The sequence below is a fragment of the Alloyangia pacifica genome, assembly GCF_900116195.1.
Lineage (GTDB): Bacteria > Pseudomonadota > Alphaproteobacteria > Rhodobacterales > Rhodobacteraceae > Salipiger > Salipiger pacificus.
The window spans coordinates 141073-157090 of the sequence record NZ_FOZW01000004.1; the positions used below are offsets into that span (position 1 = coordinate 141073).

14 protein-coding genes are annotated in these 16018 nt (G+C 65.5%); 9 read left to right on the forward strand and 5 right to left on the reverse strand.

Annotated elements, in window-relative coordinates; genetic code table 11:
• Positions 1 to 5 precede the first annotated feature (5 nt).
• Positions 6 to 803: a 3'(2'),5'-bisphosphate nucleotidase CysQ gene (gene cysQ, locus BM397_RS10175; RefSeq protein WP_092423554.1), complete on the reverse strand. Its 798-nt coding sequence runs from the start codon at positions 801 to 803 to the stop codon at positions 6 to 8.
• A gap of 121 nt (positions 804 to 924) precedes the next feature.
• Between cysQ and BM397_RS10180 the strand changes: the two genes are divergently transcribed.
• Together BM397_RS10180 and BM397_RS10185 are read left to right on the forward strand one after the other, a co-directional pair.
• A complete protein-coding gene (locus tag BM397_RS10180) occupies positions 925 to 1755 on the forward strand; it encodes an ABC transporter permease (protein WP_092423556.1) in 831 nt (276 codons plus the stop codon).
• A gap of 72 nt (positions 1756 to 1827) precedes the next feature.
• Positions 1828 to 2433, forward strand: a complete 606-nt coding sequence (locus tag BM397_RS10185) for a COG3650 family protein (RefSeq protein ID WP_176806585.1) — start codon at positions 1828 to 1830, stop codon at positions 2431 to 2433.
• A gap of 3 nt (positions 2434 to 2436) precedes the next feature.
• Here the strand turns inward: BM397_RS10185 and BM397_RS10190 are convergent, their stop codons facing one another.
• Positions 2437 to 3060: an alpha-ketoglutarate-dependent dioxygenase AlkB family protein gene (locus BM397_RS10190; RefSeq protein ID WP_092423558.1), complete on the reverse strand. Its 624-nt coding sequence runs from the start codon at positions 3058 to 3060 to the stop codon at positions 2437 to 2439.
• 202 nt (positions 3061 to 3262) lie between these two features.
• On the opposite strand from BM397_RS10190, the gene dnaK reads away from it, so the two are divergent.
• From dnaK to radC, 3 genes are all read left to right on the forward strand, one after another.
• The gene (gene dnaK / locus BM397_RS10195) at positions 3263 to 5197 is read left to right on the forward strand and encodes a molecular chaperone DnaK (protein WP_092423560.1); all 1935 of its coding nucleotides are present in this window, start codon (positions 3263 to 3265) and stop codon (positions 5195 to 5197) included.
• Positions 5198 to 5272: 75 nt separating this feature from the next.
• Complete coding sequence (dnaJ, locus tag BM397_RS10200; RefSeq protein ID WP_092423563.1) at positions 5273 to 6424, forward strand: molecular chaperone DnaJ; 1152 nt, start codon at positions 5273 to 5275, stop codon at positions 6422 to 6424.
• Positions 6425 to 6559: 135 nt separating this feature from the next.
• Entirely contained in the window at positions 6560 to 7324 is a 765-nt protein-coding gene (radC, locus tag BM397_RS10205) for a RadC family protein (RefSeq protein WP_092423565.1), read from the forward strand.
• Between the two features lie 3 nt (positions 7325 to 7327).
• Here radC and BM397_RS10210 read toward each other — a convergent pair whose 3' ends face one another.
• The 3 genes from BM397_RS10210 to secA all read right to left on the reverse strand — a co-directional run bounded on the left by BM397_RS10210 (position 7328) and on the right by secA (position 12760).
• On the reverse strand, positions 7328 to 8902 hold the full coding sequence (locus BM397_RS10210) for a phosphate ABC transporter substrate-binding/OmpA family protein (RefSeq protein ID WP_092423567.1): 1575 nt from the start codon (positions 8900 to 8902) through the stop codon (positions 7328 to 7330).
• 22 nt (positions 8903 to 8924) lie between these two features.
• The gene (locus BM397_RS10215) at positions 8925 to 9884 is read right to left on the reverse strand and encodes a translocase (RefSeq protein ID WP_092423569.1); all 960 of its coding nucleotides are present in this window, start codon (positions 9882 to 9884) and stop codon (positions 8925 to 8927) included.
• A gap of 152 nt (positions 9885 to 10036) precedes the next feature.
• Positions 10037 to 12760, reverse strand: coding sequence for a preprotein translocase subunit SecA (gene secA, locus BM397_RS10220; protein ID WP_092423571.1), 2724 nt, complete (start codon positions 12758 to 12760; stop codon positions 10037 to 10039).
• A gap of 184 nt (positions 12761 to 12944) precedes the next feature.
• Here secA and BM397_RS10225 point away from each other — a divergent pair, with 184 nt between their 5' ends.
• The 4 genes from BM397_RS10225 to BM397_RS29685 all read left to right on the forward strand — a co-directional run bounded on the left by BM397_RS10225 (position 12945) and on the right by BM397_RS29685 (position 15820).
• Positions 12945 to 13820, forward strand: coding sequence for a peptidylprolyl isomerase (locus tag BM397_RS10225; RefSeq protein WP_092423573.1), 876 nt, complete (start codon positions 12945 to 12947; stop codon positions 13818 to 13820).
• Positions 13821 to 15050, forward strand: coding sequence for a bifunctional glutamate N-acetyltransferase/amino-acid acetyltransferase ArgJ (argJ, locus tag BM397_RS10230; protein ID WP_092423575.1), 1230 nt, complete (start codon positions 13821 to 13823; stop codon positions 15048 to 15050).
• 86 nt (positions 15051 to 15136) lie between these two features.
• Positions 15137 to 15538 (forward strand): 8-oxo-dGTP diphosphatase MutT, encoded by a 402-nt coding sequence (gene mutT, locus BM397_RS10235; RefSeq protein ID WP_092423577.1) that lies wholly within the window; start codon positions 15137 to 15139, stop codon positions 15536 to 15538.
• Positions 15539 to 15697: 159 nt separating this feature from the next.
• Positions 15698 to 15820 (forward strand): hypothetical protein, encoded by a 123-nt coding sequence (locus BM397_RS29685; RefSeq protein ID WP_092423579.1) that lies wholly within the window; start codon positions 15698 to 15700, stop codon positions 15818 to 15820.
• The last annotated feature ends 198 nt before the right edge of the window (positions 15821 to 16018 follow it).

Consider the following 16018-nt stretch of genomic DNA (forward strand, 5'->3'; position numbering starts at 1 on the left):
CCGTCTCAGGCGTCCTTGAGAACGACGTCGGGCGAGTAGGCGATGAAGAACGGGTTGGCGAAGCCGGGCTTGCCGTAGGCCAGCGGGGTGTGGTCGTCGAAGCGCACCACGCGGCCGCCCGCACCCTGCAGCACCGCCTGGCCGGCGGCGGTGTCCCATTCCATCGTGCGGCCGAGACGCGGGTAGATGTCCGCCTCGCCGGTGGCCACGAGGCAGAACTTCAGCGAGGAGCCAGCGCTCTTCATGTCGGCGGTGCTGTACTTGTTGATGTAATCGTCGGTCGCCTGGTCGCGGTGCGACTTCGAGGCGACGACGAGCAGGGCGGAGTTGTCGGGGCTGGACACCTTGATCGGCTTGGTCTCGCCGGGGGTTTCCTTGTCAAAGGGGCCCATCTCCTCGACCGAGTTGCCGACGCTGTCAGTGTAGAACATGCGGTCCTTGGCCGGGGCGTAGACCACGCCGAAGGTCGGCACGCCGTCTTCGACCAGCGCGATGTTGACGGTGAAATCACCGCGGCGGTTGACGAATTCCTTGGTGCCGTCGAGCGGGTCGACGATGAGGAAGGTCATCGCCTCCACGTCGTGGCTGTCTGCCTGCTCTTCGGTCACCAGCGGCATGTCGGGGAAGGCTTCGCGCAGACCGGCAGAGATCAGGGCATCGGCGGCTTCGTCGGCTTCGGTCACCGGGCTGGAGTCGGACTTGGACTTCACTTCAAAATCGTCTGAATTGTAAATTTCCATGATCTTGTCCCCGGCTTCGAGGGCAAGACGACGGATCACGGTAACAAGATTTTCGTAATTCAAGGCAGTACTCCCTTCCGCGGTGCGGATTTATTGATTTGAAAGCCTGCGACACTTATGCTGCGCTGCGTCAAGATGGGCAAGAAGACCCGTTGGTTTCAGCCAGTACCGGAGCAGTGTTGCCATGTTTCAGACCACCAAGCCGCGCTCTCGGTTGGGATCCGCCCTCTACATCTGTGAGCTGATCTACCACAATTCAGTTCGCGCCGTGCGGAAGAGCCACGGCAATGCCTTCATGGCGATCTTCATGAACATGCTGCAGACGATCATCTTCGTTCTGGCCTTCTATTTCATGTTCCATATTCTGGGCATGCGCGGCACGGCGATCCGTGGCGACTTCATGATCTACATCATGACCGGGGTCTTTCTTTACATGACCCACACCAAGACGCTGGGGGCGGTGGCCGGGTCAGAGGGGCCGGCCAGCCCGATGATGCAGCACGCCCCGATGAACACGGCGATCGCCATCGCCTCGGCGATGCTCTCGACGCTCTACATCCAGGTTCTGTCGCTCTTCGCCATTCTCTTCGTCTACGACGTGGCCTTCAATCCCTTCGTCATGTCCGAGATCCACGATCCTATCGGCGCCATGGCGATGCTGCTGCTGTCGTGGTTCTCGGGGGCGGCGATCGGCATGGTCTTCCTCGCGGCCAAGCCCTGGTTCCCAACGCCGGTGTCGATCCTCACCACGGTCTATCAGCGCGCCAACATGATCGCATCAGGCAAGATGTTCGTCGCCAATTCGCTGACGCCGGGGATGCTGGCGATCTTCGACTGGAACCCGCTCTTTCACACCATCGATCAGGCGCGCGGCTATGCCTTCGCCAACTATTTCCCGCGCAACTCCAGCTGGGAATACGCGCTGTGGGTCGCCATCGTGCTGCTGATGATCGGGTTGATGGGCGAATTCTACACCCGCAAGCACGCCTCCGCCTCCTGGTCGGCGCGGCGCTAGGCGCTGCGGGCTGGACGGCGCACTGCGCTCTGCCACATGATGGCGGGGCAAGCTGCCGGGGAGAGGCCTTTCATGCGCCTTACATTCGCGATCACCGCTCTGCTGTCTGCCAGCGCCGCCACGGCGCAGCATCTGCCCGCCTTCCACGCGGTGTCCGGCGTCGCTGCGGATGACGTGCTGAACATCCGCGCCGCGCCAGAGGCCGGAGCCGATCTGCTCGGGACGCTTGCGCCCGATGCGTCCGGTGTCGAGGTAAGCGCGCTGAACGCGGCAGGGACATGGGGGCGGATTGTGACCGGCGAGGGCGTCGGCTGGGTTTCCATGGCTTTCCTCGTTCCCGAAGCAAAGGGCAGTCTGCCGCAGGTCGAGGGGCTGCGCTGTTTCGGCACCGAGCCCTTCTGGTCCTACGAGGTGCGGCAGGGCGAGCTCGCCACCTGGAACACACCGGACAGCCCCGAGGAAACGTTGCAGGCCGGGCCCTTCGAGACCGCTGGCGGCCGGCTCTGGCCGTACAGCGCGGTGGCGGGCGCCGACCATCTGCAAGCGGTGCTGGTGGCAAGCCCCGAGGCGCAGTGCAGCGACGGCATGTCGGACCGGCTCTACGGGCTTTCGGCGACGTTGGTGCTGACCGGTCGGATCAGCGGAACGCTGTCCGGCTGCTGCGAGCTCATGCGTTGAAGCTCAGGTGACCACGCGCAGGGTGAGGTTTATGCGCCCGCCCTGCGGCAGCAGTGTCGACGAGCCGAATCGGATGCGGTCGACGCCGTGATGCTTCAGCCGGGCCGCGCCGCCCATCACCACCACATCGCCGGATTTCAGCCAGGCTGACTCGGTCTTGCCGCCGCGCTCTTCGTTTCCCATGCGAAAGAGCCCCTCGTCGCCGAGCGAGACCGAGACTACGGGACAGGAGAAATCCGCCTCGTCCTTGTCCTGGTGCAGCCCCATGCGCGCGCCCTCGCCGTACCAGTTGATCAGGCAGCATTCTGGGTCGCGCGCCACGCCCGCGACCGTGCGCCAGATCGCCAGCACTTCCTCGGGAATCGGCGGCCAGTCCATGCCCTGCGGATGACGCGGCTCGTAGCGGTAGCCGCGGCGGTCGGTGACCCAGCCGAAGCGGCCCGCGGCGCTCATCCGCACCGACATCTTCTGCCCGCGCGGGGTGACCGGCTGGTAGAGCGGCGCGACATGCAGCAACTCGCGCAGCACCACCACCAGCGCCTCCTGCGCCGGGCGATCGAGGAAGCCCGGAAAGAGCCGGAAGCCGCGGATGTCGAGAGGGGCCGTCATGGCCTTCTTCTCGGGCATTCCGTGGCGACGTGCAAAGAAATTCACCCCAAATGCAGGCAAAGCCCCGCCATGGCCGCTTGCAGGGCTCAAACCCCCTCCTTATATACCCTCCGAACGCCGCGAGGCCCCCGCCGGACGGCTTCTTCAACAAGCGGGGCTGGATGCCGTAACGGGTCCGTATGCCTCGCGTCATCGCCTTGAATTGGAAAGGGATCGAATCATGGGCAAAGTGATCGGTATCGACCTCGGCACCACGAACTCCTGCGTCGCCATCATGGACGGCAGCCAGGCACGTGTGATCGAAAACGCCGAAGGCGCACGTACCACCCCGTCGATCGTCGCCTTCACCGACGACGAACGCCTCGTCGGCCAGCCCGCCAAGCGGCAGGCCGTGACCAACCCGGAAGCCACCATCTTCGCCGTCAAGCGTCTGATCGGTCGCCGCACCACCGATGCGGAAGTGACCAAGGACCAGAACATCGTCCCGTACAGCATCGTGGACGGCGGCAATGGCGATGCCTGGGTGCAGGCACGCGGTGAGAAGTACTCGCCGTCGCAAATCTCCGCCTTCATCCTCGGTAAGATGAAGGAAACCGCCGAGAGCTACCTCGGCGAAGAAGTGACCCAGGCCGTCATCACGGTTCCGGCGTACTTCAACGACGCCCAGCGTCAGGCCACCAAGGACGCTGGCAAGATCGCCGGTCTCGAGGTGCTGCGCATCATCAACGAGCCGACCGCGGCTGCGCTGGCCTATGGCCTCGATAAGAAAGAATCCAAGACCATCGCCGTCTATGACCTCGGCGGCGGCACCTTCGACGTGACCATCCTCGAGATCGACGATGGCCTCTTCGAAGTGAAGTCCACCAACGGTGACACCTTCCTCGGCGGTGAAGACTTCGACATGCGGATCGTCAACTACCTGGCGGACGAGTTCAAGAAAGAGCACCAGGTCGATCTGACCAAGGACAAGATGGCCCTGCAGCGTCTCAAGGAAGCTGCCGAGAAGGCCAAGATCGAGCTGTCGAGCTCGAGCCAGACCGAGATCAACCAGCCGTTCATCTCGATGGGCTCGAACGGTCAGCCGCTGCACATGGTCATGAAGCTGACCCGTGCCAAGCTGGAAAGCCTCGTCGGCGATCTGATCAAGAACTCGATCAAGCCCTGCCAGGCAGCCCTGAAGGACGCCGGCATCACCAAGGACGAGATCGATGAGGTCGTTCTGGTCGGCGGTCAGACCCGTATGCCGAAGGTCATCGAAGAGGTGACCAAGTTCTTCGGCAAGGAGCCGCACAAGGGTGTGAACCCGGACGAAGTGGTCGCCATGGGCGCCGCCATTCAGGCTGGTGTTCTGCAGGGTGACGTGAAGGACGTGGTCCTGCTCGACGTGACCCCGCTGTCGCTGGGCATCGAGACGCTGGGCGGCGTGTTCACCCGCCTGATCGATCGCAACACCACGATCCCGACCAAGAAGTCGCAGATCTTCTCGACCGCCGAGGACAACCAGGGCGCCGTGACGATCCGTGTCTTCCAGGGTGAGCGCGAGATGGCGGCCGACAACAAGCTGCTCGGCCAGTTCAACCTCGAGAACATCCCGCCGGCACCGCGCGGTATGCCGCAGATCGAGGTGACCTTCGACATCGACGCCAACGGCATCGTCTCCGTGTCGGCCAAGGACAAGGGCACCGGCAAGGAGCAGAAGATCACCATCCAGGCGTCCGGCGGTCTCACCGACGAGGACATCGAGCGCATGGTCAAGGACGCCGAGGAGAACGCCGAGGCGGACGGCAAGCGCAAGGAGCTGGTCGAGGCCCGCAACCAGGCGGAAAGCCTCATCCACTCGACCGAGAAGTCGATCGAGGAGCATGGCGACAAGGTCGACCCGTCGACCATCGAAGCCATCGAGCTCGCGGTTGCCGCGCTCAAGGATGACCTCGAGAAGGACGACGTGACCGGCGAGAAGCTGAAGTCCGGCATCCAGAACGTGACCGAAGTGGCCATGCGACTGGGCGAGGCGATCTACAAGGCGCAGGCCGAAGCGGGCGATAGCGCCCCCGAGGCCGATGCCGACGACGCCGGCGACAAGTCGGGCCCGTCGGATGACGACAACATCGTGGATGCGGATTTCGAAGACCTCGATGACCGCAAGCGCAGCTAAGCCATAGCGGAACCAGACGGGGGCCGGTCCGGATGCCGGACCGGCCCTTTTCTGTTCCGGCCAAGGAGGGCATGTATGTCCAAGCGTGACTATTACGAGCTGCTCGGCGTCGCCAAAGGGGCCTCCGCGGACGAGATCAAGAAGGGCTATCGCAAGAAAGCGAAGGAACTTCACCCCGACCGGAATGCGGACAACCCTGACGCGGAAGCTCAGTTCAAGGAAATCAACGAGGCCTACGAGGTCCTGAAGGACGCTGACAAGAAAGCGGCCTACGACCGCTTCGGGCACGCCGCCTTCGAGGGTGGCATGGGCGGCGGTGGACGTCCCGGCGGCGGCTTCGGCCAGCAGGGCGATTTCGCCTCTGCCTTCTCCGACGTGTTCGACGATCTCTTCGGCGATTTCATGGGCGGCGGCCGCGGCGGCGGCGGGCGTCAGCGTGCGGCGCGCGGGGCGGACCTGCGCTACAACCTGCGCGTGACGCTCGAAGAGGCCTACGGCGGCCTGCAGAAGACCATCAACGTGCCGACCTCGGTGCAATGCGGCGAGTGCCACGGCTCGGGCGCGGAGGGCGGCGCGGAGCCGGTCACCTGTCCGACCTGCTCGGGCATGGGCAAGGTCCGTGCGACACAGGGCTTCTTCACCGTCGAGCGCACCTGTCCGACCTGCTCGGGTCTCGGACAGATCATCAAGAACCCCTGCAGCGGCTGTGGCGGCCAGGGCCGGGTGCAGAAGGAACGCTCGCTGTCGGTGAACATCCCGGCAGGGGTCGAGACCGGCACGCGTATCCGTCTGGCCGGTGAAGGCGAGGCGGGGATGCGCGGCGGTCCACCGGGCGACCTCTACATCTTCATCGAGGTGCGCAAGCACGGCATCTTCGAGCGCGAAGGCACCGAGCTGCATTGCCGCGTCCCGGTGTCGATGACCACGGCTGCGCTCGGTGGCGACATCGAGGTGCCGACGATCGACGGCGGCCGCAGCCGGGTGAAAATCCCCGCGGGCAGCCAGTCGGGTCGCCAAATGCGCCTGCGTGGCAAGGGCATGCCCGCGCTGCGCGGCGGCGGAGCCGGTGACATGTTCATCGAGCTTGCGGTGGAGACCCCGGTGAACCTCACCTCGCGCCAGAAAGAACTGCTACGCGAGTTCGAAGATCAGTCCGAGGACAACAACCCGGAATCGAAGACGTTCTTCTCTTCGGTGAAGGGGTTCTGGGATTCGATGAAAGGCTGAGGCCATGTCCCCGCGCGATTGGCGCGGGCGGCGTCTCAGGCAGAGATGCTATACCCTCGACCGAAAGGCCGCGCTCCGGGCGCGGCCTTTCTGCTCTTAACGCTTTTCTAACCACGGTGCCGCCACGCTGAAGGCATGAGCCCGCCCCGCCATTTCTCGGACAGCCAGCCCTCGCTCTTTGCCGGCGACGAGACACCAGTGCGGCCCGCGCAGGGCGGGCGGACGCTGCCCTCCTACATCCGCGACCACAGGAGGCGGCTGCGGGACAGGTTCCTCAGCGGTGGTGCCGATGCCCTTCCAGACTACGAGCTGCTGGAGCTGCTTCTGTTCCGCGCCATCCCGAGGCAGGACATGAAGCCGCTCGCCCGCCGCCTGCTCGAGCATTTCGGGGATTTCAACGCCGTGGTCTCCGCGTCCCCAGCCCGCCTGCGCGATGTCGATGGGGTCGGGGATGCGGTGATGACCGAGCTGAAGATCGTCGAGGCGGCGGCGCACCGGCTCGCCCGCAGCCGGGTGTTGCAGCGGCAGGTGGTCAGCTCGTGGGAGGCTCTGCTGGACTATTGCCAGACCGCCATGGCGCACCGCGAGACCGAGCAGTTCCGCATCCTGTTTCTTGACCGCAAGAACGTCCTGATCGCCGACGAGCCCCAGGCGCGGGGCACGGTGGATCACGTGCCGGTCTATCCGCGCGAGGTGGTGAAGCGGGCGCTGGAGCTGAACGCCAGCGCGCTCATTCTCGTGCACAACCACCCGTCGGGCGATCCCACCCCCAGCGGTGCCGACATCGAGATGACCGCGCAGATCCAGGCGGCGGCCGAGGTGCTGGGCATCACCCTGCACGACCATCTGGTGATCGGCCGCTCGCGCGAGCTGAGCTTCCGGGCCGAGGGGCTGCTCTAGGGCCTAGCGCAGCCAGACCTCGACGCGGCGATTGACTTGTCGGCCCCAGACCGTGTCGTCGCAGGCCATGGGCATGGCCTCGCCGAAGGCATCGGTCTCCAGCGTGATGCCGGCAAGGTCACTGGCCTCGGCGGCGGCGACCACCGCGTCGCGGACCGACGCCGCGCGCTCGGCGGCGATCTTGAGGTTGTCGGTGCTCGGGCCCTGTCCGTCGGAGAAGCCGATGAAGACCAGTGTGCGCCCGTCGTATTCGCCCAGCTCCAGCGCTCGGGCGAGCTGCTGCACGTTCGAGCGCGACTGCGCGTCGAGCCCCGATGAGCCCGCCTCGAAGCGGAAGGAGGTGGTCAGGCGCCGCATCGGTTCCAGCGTGGCGACCAGCCGCTTCAGCTCGGCCAGACCGTCCTCGCCCTCGGCCACGGCGATGGCGTTGGAGAGCCGGTCGCCCTGCGCGTCCAGCGGCAGCTCCTCGGGGGTCTGGTCGACGAAATTCGCGCGACGGATGACGATCTGAGCGGGGGCCGAGCGGGTGAATTCGAGGAACTCGCGGGCCAGCTTGGGCAGGCGGCGGGCCGGGAGATAGACGAAGACCGGCATGGTCAGCGGGTAGTCCTCGGTCTTGATCGCCTGCCGAGTGCCGCGCAGGTGGAAGCCGCAGGTGCCGGTCAGGACCACGGGGCGGCTATTGCCGATCTCGGCAGCGCTGACGAAGCCAAGGCCGAGCTGATCTCCGGCCACCGCGGCGGAGAGCGCGGCGGCGCTCTGGTGGCGCAGCGTCTCGGCGCTGCGCAGGCTCAGGGCAGGGGGCTGCAGCAGCTGGTCCTCGAGCGCCTGCACCAGCCCGGAGCCTTCGCGTGGGAGATGCAGCACGATGGGGGCATCGGGGCCGCCAAGCGCCTGCCAGTTGTCGACCTCGCCCGACAGGATCCCGGCCAGTTGCGGCATCGAAACCTCGGTCACCGGGTTGTCCGGTGCGACCACCGGAAGCAGAGCGTCGAGCGCGAGCACACGGCTGCGGTTGGGGCGGGTCAGATCACCGAGTCCCGCCTGCCGCGCGAGCTCCTGTTCGGCCGGTCGGATTTCGCGCAGGGCCACCACGATGTCGGCCTCGTCTGCCAACAGGTCGGCAAAACCCTCGTCGGTGCTCGAAGGCGCGATGTCGAACCGCCCGATCAGTCGGTCGCCATCGCTGAGGGAAAAGCGCGTCCCGCCCTCGGCCAGCGTACTGCGCTCGGCACCGTAGCCGTTGCGCTGCGCGAAGCTCTCGACCAGCGCAGGCATCAGCAGCTCGCCCATGGTCGCGGCGCCCGAGATGCGCAGTTCCGCAACGAAATCGGTGAGCGAGGGGCAGCCGACGCCTTCGCAGAGCACGCCGGAGGCATCCACGGTCAGCTCGCCGTAGCGACTGTCGATGCGGTAGAACTCGCCGTCGAAGCCAAGCATGGTGCCGCTCAGCTCGATTCCGCCGTCGCGGGAGCGCAGGGTGACGTCCTGAGCCTGTGCGGATGTGGGAAAGAGCAGGCCCGAAAGGGTGCCCGGAATGAAAAGTGCGGCGATGATCGCCGCACGGACCTGTCGCATCGGGGCCTCTTGACCGCTCGTTCTAGTTGGCGGCGATCTTCAGGTCTTCGAGCAGGTTTTTCAACACCAGAAAGTCACCGGAGGCGGCGCAATCGGGCATGGTGAGCGTGAGATCGCGGGCGCGCAGATTGCTGCCCAGCCGGTGCTCCAGCGTCTGTGCCTCGATCTCCTGGCCGCAGTTCGCCTCCGTGATCTCGGCCTCGATGGTCAGCGAGACGGCGCCAGCCTTCTTCGCCGCTGCGGCGGGGAAGGTGTAGACCTCGGCCATGCGGGCCTCCGGGCTCTCGGCATCGCCGAGACGGGTCAGGAATCCGCCCTCTCCGCGGGCCGTGCGGGCCAGATCGCCAGCGGAGGCGGCCCAGACATGGCCCGCCTCGTCGCCCGCCGCGCCGAATTCGTTCGCGTGCAGGGCGAGCCCGCTCTTGCCGCGCCATTGTAGTGCCACGCGGTCGTAGAAGGGCAGCGCGGGAACCTCGGCCATGGCGGTCGCACCCGCGCCGTTGGCGAAGGAGGCGATGAACAGCGCCTGCTCGGCCAGCGCGGGCACCTCGACGCGGAGCGTACCGTCGGGCTGGGTGACCTCGGTGAACATCAGGCCGTTGTGGTGGAGTGTCACGCGCTCGGAGGCGAAGCAGGGGGCTTCAAGCGACAGCGTGACCATTGCCCCGGCACCGGTTCGGGCTTCCATGGTGACGGCACAATCGGTGGGGCGGGCCTCGCTTTCCTCGGGCAGCACGGCGGGAGCGATCTGTGGCTCCGCCACCGCGGCGGCGAGCTGATGCTGCGGCGCGGGCAGGCGCGCCTCTGCCGCGCGATCGGAGGGGAGACTGGGCAACGCGGCCGAGGAGGTGTCCTCGATCTGCGCCAGCTGCATGACACTGGCGCGCTTGCCGCGGGCGTCGTGCTGCTGCATGGCAAAGCCGATGCTGACGGCGGCACAGAGGGTCACAACGGCCAGCCTGTAGGTCTTCATCCGTCCCATGGTAGTCCCCGACACTAGAACTCGTACGGGAAACAATCTGCCCCGGAAAAGAGGCATGGTTGCGGCGACCGGGTGGAGTCAAAAGGGCGGGCCCGGGGCATTTGTGCCCCGGACCCGCCCCGGAAAGTCAGTTCGAAAAGTCAGCCGCCGGCTCAGGCGAGGCTGCCGTGGCAGTGCTTGAACTTCTTGCCCGAGCCGCAGGGGCAGGGGTCGTTGCGGCTGGGGTTGCCCCAGGTCGCGGGGTCGTTTTCGTCGAAGCCATCGACCAGCGGCTCGTGCGATTCCGGCACGGCGACGTTCTCGCTCGGGCCGACGGCCTTGGCCTGCTCGGCGAGCTTCTGCTGCTGGGCCTGCTGCGCCGCCATCTGCTGCAGCATCTGCTGCTGCTCTTCCTCGGTCATCGGGCGGACCCGCCCGAGCTGCTCGGTGACGCGCTCGCGCAGCGACTCCAGCATCGACTCGAAGAGCTGGAAGGCCTCGGTCTTGTACTCGTTGAGCGGGTCGCGTTGCGCATAGCCGCGGAAGCCGACCACCGAGCGCAGGTGTTCGAGCGTCAGCAGGTGCTCGCGCCACTTGGTGTCGATGGTCTGCAGCAGCACCTGCTTCTCGATCTGGCGCATGCTGTCGGGGCCGAAGGCTTCGGCCTTCTCGGCCATCTGCTTGTCGGTGGCCTCCTCGATGCGCTCGCGGATGGTCTCGGCGTCGACACCCTCCTCCTCGCCCCAGGCGATCACCGGCAGGTCGATGCCCAGCTTCTCGATGCAGGCGGCGTAGAGGCCATGCATGTCCCACTGGTCGGCGTAGGCCTTGGCAGGAGCATGGGTCTCGACCAGCTCGTCGATCACCTCGTGACGCATGTCCTCGACGATCTCGGACAGGTCCTTGGCTTCCATGATTTCCAGACGCTGGGCAAAGATCACCTTGCGCTGGTCGTTCATCACGTCATCGAACTTCAGCAGCTGCTTGCGGATGTCGAAGTTGCGGCCCTCGACCTTCGCCTGCGCGCGCTCCAGCGACTTGTTCACCCAGGGGTGGATGATCGCCTCGCCTTCTTTCATGCCGAGCTTGGTCAACACCTTGTCGAGCCGTTCCGAGCCGAAGATGCGCATCAGGTCATCTTCGAGCGACAGGTAGAACGAACTGCGCCCCGGGTCACCCTGACGGCCGGAACGACCGCGCAGCTGGTTGTCGATGCGGCGGCTCTCGTGGCGTTCGGTGGCCAGAACGAAGAGACCGCCGGCCTCCTTCACCTCGGCCTCGGCCTTGGCGTGCTCGGTCTCGATGCGGGCGCGGATGTCTTCGGGATCGGCCTCGGGGTCGGCGGCGATGGCCTCCATCACGAGGAATTCGAAGTTGCCGCCGAGTTTGATGTCGGTGCCGCGGCCGGCCATGTTGGTTGCGATGGTGATCGCGCCAAGCTTGCCGGCGTCGGCGACGATCTGCGCTTCCTGCTCGTGCTGGCGGGCGTTGAGCACATTGTGCTTGAGGCCGGCCTGGGTGAGCAGCTGCGACAGCAGTTCAGATTTCTCGATCGAGGTGGTGCCGACAAGCACCGGCTGCCCCTTTTCGTGGGCTTTCCGGATTTCCTCGGTGATCGCCGCGTACTTTTCCCCGGTCGTGCGGTAGACCTTGTCGTCGTCGTCGATCCGCGCGATCGGGCGGTTGGTCGGCACTTCGACCACGCCCAGCTTGTAGATCTCGGCAAATTCCTCGGCTTCGGTCAGCGCCGTGCCGGTCATCCCGCCCAGCTTGTCATAGAGGCGGAAGTAGTTCTGGAAGGTCACGCTGGCGAGGGTGACGTTCTCGGGCTGGATCTGGCAGCCCTCCTTGGCCTCGATCGCCTGGTGCAGGCCATCCGACAGGCGGCGGCCGGCCATCATGCGGCCAGTGAACTCGTCGATCAGCACGACGTTGCCGTCGCGGACGATATAGTCCTTGTCCTTGGTGTAGAGCTTGTGCGCGCGTAGGCCCTGGTTCACGTGGTGCACGATGGTCGTGCTTTCCGGGTCGTAGAGCGTCTGGCCTTCGGGGAGGATGCCGCGGCGGTTCAGCATCTCTTCGAGCGCCTCGTTGCCCTCGTCGGTGAAGGTGACGTTACGGCTCTTTTCGTCGAGCGTGTAGGCATCTTCCGGCAGCTCGGGGATCAGCCGGTCGATCGCGACATAGAGGTCCGAGCGGTCCTGCGACGGGCCGGAGATGATCAGCGGCGTGCGCGCCTCGTCGATGAGGATCGAGTCCACCTCGTCGACCACCGCGAAGCCGTGGCCGCGCTGCATCATCTGGTCCAGCTCGGACTTCATGTTGTCGCGCAGGTAGTCGAAGCCCAGCTCGTTGTTGGTGGCGTAGGTGATGTCGCAGGCGTAGGCCTGCTTTTTCTCGGCCTCGGGCTGCTGCGGGTAGACCACGCCGGTGGTCATGCCGAGCGCGGCAAAAACTTTCGACATCCACTCGGCGTCGCGGCGGGCGAGGTAGTCGTTCACCGTGACCACGTGCACGCTCTTGCCCGAAAGGGCGTTGAGGTAGGACGGGAAGGTGGCGACCAGCGTCTTGCCTTCGCCGGTCTTCATCTCGGAGATGTTACCCTGGTGCAGGAAGACACCGCCCATCAGCTGCACGTCAAAGGCGCGCAGGCCGAGGGCGCGCTTGGCGGCCTCGCGGCAGTTGGCGAACGCTTCCGGGAGGAGCGCATCGAGGCTTTCGCCGTCGGCAAAGCGCTTGCGGAACTCCTCGGTCTTGGCGATCAGGGCGGCGTCGTCCAGAGCCTCGTACTCGGGTTCCAGCGCGTTAATCTGAGCGATCAGCGGTCGGGTGGCCTTGATCTTGCGGTCGTTCGGGGTGCCGAACACCTTCCGCGCGAGTTTTCCCATTCCGAGCATTTGGCCTGCCTGTGCTGTCTGACAAAGTCGTGTTCTGCGTGAGGCATCCGCTTGCCCGCCTCGCACTCAACCCATATGACACAGGGGAACGACCGGCCTTGCAGAGCCTTTTGGCGATGTAAGCGGCAGGCCGGTAAGTGTCAACGCCGCCCGGTGGCGGGCGGCCAACTGGAAGGACGCCTAGATGCCCAAAACCCTCACCACACTGGGGGCGGCCGCGCTCGCCCTGACCCTTGCGCTGCCCCTTCACGCCCAGGATCAGGCTGCGGAGCAGACCGAGGAGCTGAGCGCCGATACCGTCGTGGCCACGGTGAACGGCACGGACATCACCCTCGGCGAGATGCTTGTCGTGCGCGCCAGCCTGCCCGAACAGTACCAGCAGCTTGGCGACGACGTCCTCTGGGACGGCATCCTCGACCAGCTGGTGCAGCAAGAAGTGCTGGCGCAGGACGAGAAGGCCGTCGAGACCAAGCGCGTGGACCTGTCGCTGAAGACCGAACGCCGCACGCTGCTGGCCGCCGAGACCGTGTCGGCCGTGGCCGATGCCGCTGTGACCGACGAGGCGCTGCAGGCCGCCTATGACGCGCAGTTCGCCGATGCCGAGCAAGGCCAGGAGTACAATGCCTCGCACATCCTCGTGGAGAGCGAGGACGAGGCCAAGGCAATCATCGAAGAGCTGAACGGCGGCGCTGACTTCGCGGAAGTTGCGAAAGAGAAGTCGACCGGCCCGTCCGGCCCCAACGGCGGCGAGCTGGGCTGGTTCAGTGCCGGCATGATGGTCGAGCCGTTCCAGGCGGCGGTCGAGACCATGGAGGCAGGCGCGATCTCCGAGACGCCGGTGCAGACCCAGTTCGGCTGGCATGTGATCAAGCTCAACGAGACCCGCGCCAAGGAAGCGCCGAAGCTCGACGAAGTGCGCGATCAGCTGGCGCAGCAGGTGCAGCAGGAGGCCGTGGCCGCCTACATGGACGAGGCTGAATCCGGCGCCGAGATCACCCGCAAAGCATCGGGGGATGTCGATCCCTCCGTTCTCTCCAACTTCCAGCTGCTGGAGGACTGAGTGGCCAAGACCCTCGCCGTTTCCCCGCTGGCCCCTGCGGCCTTTCCCGACCTGCCGGTGATCGACGGGGTGCGTTTCGCCTCCGTCGCGGCGGGGGTGCGCTACGCGGGACGCACCGACGTCATGCTCGCCCTGCTCGACGCGGGCAGCACCATGGCGGGGGTCTTCACCCGCTCTGCCACGCGGTCGGCCCCGGTGCTCGACTGCCAGGCCAAGATCGGCGGCGCCTCGGACGAGGGCGTCGCGATCATCGTGAACTCGGGCAACTCCAACGCCTTCACCGGCCGCAACGGCATCGAGTCCACCCGCGCGGTGACTTCGGCGGTGGCGGCGGCGACCGGCCTGCCCGAGGCGCGCGTCTTTTCGTCCTCGACGGGGGTGATCGGCGAGCCGCTGCCGCACGAGCGCATCACCGCCAAGGTGGATGAGCTGGTGGCTTCTCTCGATGCGACCGGCATTGCCGGCGCGGCCAAGGCGATCATGACCACCGACACCTTCCCCAAGGGCTCGACCGTCACGGTCGACCTGCCGGGCGGGCCGGTGAAGATCGCCGGGATCGCCAAGGGCTCGGGCATGATCGCGCCCGACATGGCGACGATGCTGGTCTACATCTTCACCGACGCGAAGGTGCCGCAGCCGCTGCTGCAGACGCTGGTCAGCCAGATCAACGACCGCAGCTTCAACTGCATCACCGTCGACAGCGACACCTCGACCTCGGACACGCTGCTCATGGGCGCCACCGGCGCCTCGGGCGTCGCGGTGACCGAGGCCGACAGCGCCTTTGCCGAGGCGCTCGAGGGCGTGTTCCTCGATCTCGCGCATCAGGTGGTGAGGGACGGTGAGGGGGCGACCAAGTTCGTCACCGTCACGGTGACCGGCGCGGCCTCGGACGCGGATGCCCGTACCCACGCCATGGCGATCGCCAACTCGCCGCTGGTCAAGACCGCCATCGCCGGCGAGGACCCGAACTGGGGCCGCATCGTCATGGCGATCGGCAAGTCCGGTGCCGCGGCGGATCGCGACCTGTTGACCATTCGCTTCGGCGATGTCCTCGTCGCCGAGAAGGGCTGGCGCTCGCCGGACTACCGCGAGGAAGATGGGGCGCGGCTGATGAAAGAGCCCGAGATCACCATCTCGGTCGATCTCGGTCTCGGGCAGGGCACATCCACCGTCTGGACCTGCGACCTGACCCACGGCTACATCTCTATCAACGCCGATTACCGCTCCTGAGCGGTTGCCTCTCGGTCGAGAGGCACATATCCCGTAGAGCGCGAGGGGTTTTCCCCTCGCGTTTTCACATCTGACGGAAGCGCCCCATGAAGAAGATCGTCCTCGTCTCCGCCGTTGCCCTGATCGACGTGGAGGGCCGCGTGCTGCTGGCTCAGCGCCCCGAGGGCAAATCCATGGCCGGTCTCTGGGAATTCCCGGGCGGCAAGGTCGAGGCGGGCGAAACCCCCGAGGCGGCGCTCATCCGCGAACTGCACGAGGAGCTGGGGATCGAGACCTGGGACAGCTGCCTTGCGCCGCTGACCTTCGCCTCGCACGCCTATGACGATTTCCATCTGCTGATGCCGCTCTTTGCCTGCCGTAAATGGCAGGGCGTGCCGCAGGCGCGCGAAGGCCAGGTACTGAAATGGGCCCGTGCGCGTGACCTGACAAACTACCCGATGCCCCCTGCAGACGTTCCTCTGATTCCGATTCTCAGGGATTTGCTGTGATCAAGGGTTTTTTATCCTTTCGGATAGTCTGATCACAAAATCAGCGAAAAAACATGCAAGATTGCCTATAATTGAAACAGAAATGTGCAAGATTTATGTAGTTTTGTTGCTGACCTTGCGGTAATACTTTGCGCATAGAGTTTTAGTTGAGGACACAACATGTTGCGAACCATCATCATGGGTAGCTGCATTTCGGTCCAGGGCTTTCTTGAGAAGACTCTTCCCGATGGACGCATCATGGTGCGCGTCGGGCAGCAGATCTTCACCGGGCGCCCGGTCTGAATTGACGCCCACAGAAGTCAACGACATACGGGTCGCCTGAAAAGGCGGCCCGTATTTTTTTGTCCTGAGCTTGGAGTGGGATGGCGCGCCGGAAAATTTGTGCGCGGCCAATGGAATTCCCCGAACCTCGCGACCGAAAGCGTCTCTGTTCAAAAGAAAGAGCCGGCGACATATGTCGCCGGCTCTTTGCATGTCGGA

What these genes read in the sequence shown, in the direction of transcription:
- BM397_RS10180 (WP_092423556.1), top strand. Translation starts at nt 925, where the DNA reads ATGTTTCAGACCACCAAGCCGCGCTCTCGGTTGGGATCCGCCCTCTAC.
- BM397_RS10185 (WP_176806585.1), top strand. Translation starts at nt 1,828, where the DNA reads ATGCGCCTTACATTCGCGATCACCGCTCTGCTGTCTGCCAGCGCCGCC.
- BM397_RS10190 (WP_092423558.1), bottom strand. Translation starts at nt 3,060, where the DNA reads ATGCCCGAGAAGAAGGCCATGACGGCCCCTCTCGACATCCGCGGCTTC.
- dnaK (WP_092423560.1), top strand. Translation starts at nt 3,263, where the DNA reads ATGGGCAAAGTGATCGGTATCGACCTCGGCACCACGAACTCCTGCGTC.
- dnaJ (WP_092423563.1), top strand. Translation starts at nt 5,273, where the DNA reads ATGTCCAAGCGTGACTATTACGAGCTGCTCGGCGTCGCCAAAGGGGCC.
- radC (WP_092423565.1), top strand. Translation starts at nt 6,560, where the DNA reads ATGAGCCCGCCCCGCCATTTCTCGGACAGCCAGCCCTCGCTCTTTGCC.
- BM397_RS10210 (WP_092423567.1), bottom strand. Translation starts at nt 8,902, where the DNA reads ATGCGACAGGTCCGTGCGGCGATCATCGCCGCACTTTTCATTCCGGGC.
- BM397_RS10215 (WP_092423569.1), bottom strand. Translation starts at nt 9,884, where the DNA reads ATGGGACGGATGAAGACCTACAGGCTGGCCGTTGTGACCCTCTGTGCC.
- secA (WP_092423571.1), bottom strand. Translation starts at nt 12,760, where the DNA reads ATGCTCGGAATGGGAAAACTCGCGCGGAAGGTGTTCGGCACCCCGAAC.
- BM397_RS10225 (WP_092423573.1), top strand. Translation starts at nt 12,945, where the DNA reads ATGCCCAAAACCCTCACCACACTGGGGGCGGCCGCGCTCGCCCTGACC.
- mutT (WP_092423577.1), top strand. Translation starts at nt 15,137, where the DNA reads ATGAAGAAGATCGTCCTCGTCTCCGCCGTTGCCCTGATCGACGTGGAG.
- BM397_RS29685 (WP_092423579.1), top strand. Translation starts at nt 15,698, where the DNA reads ATGTTGCGAACCATCATCATGGGTAGCTGCATTTCGGTCCAGGGCTTT.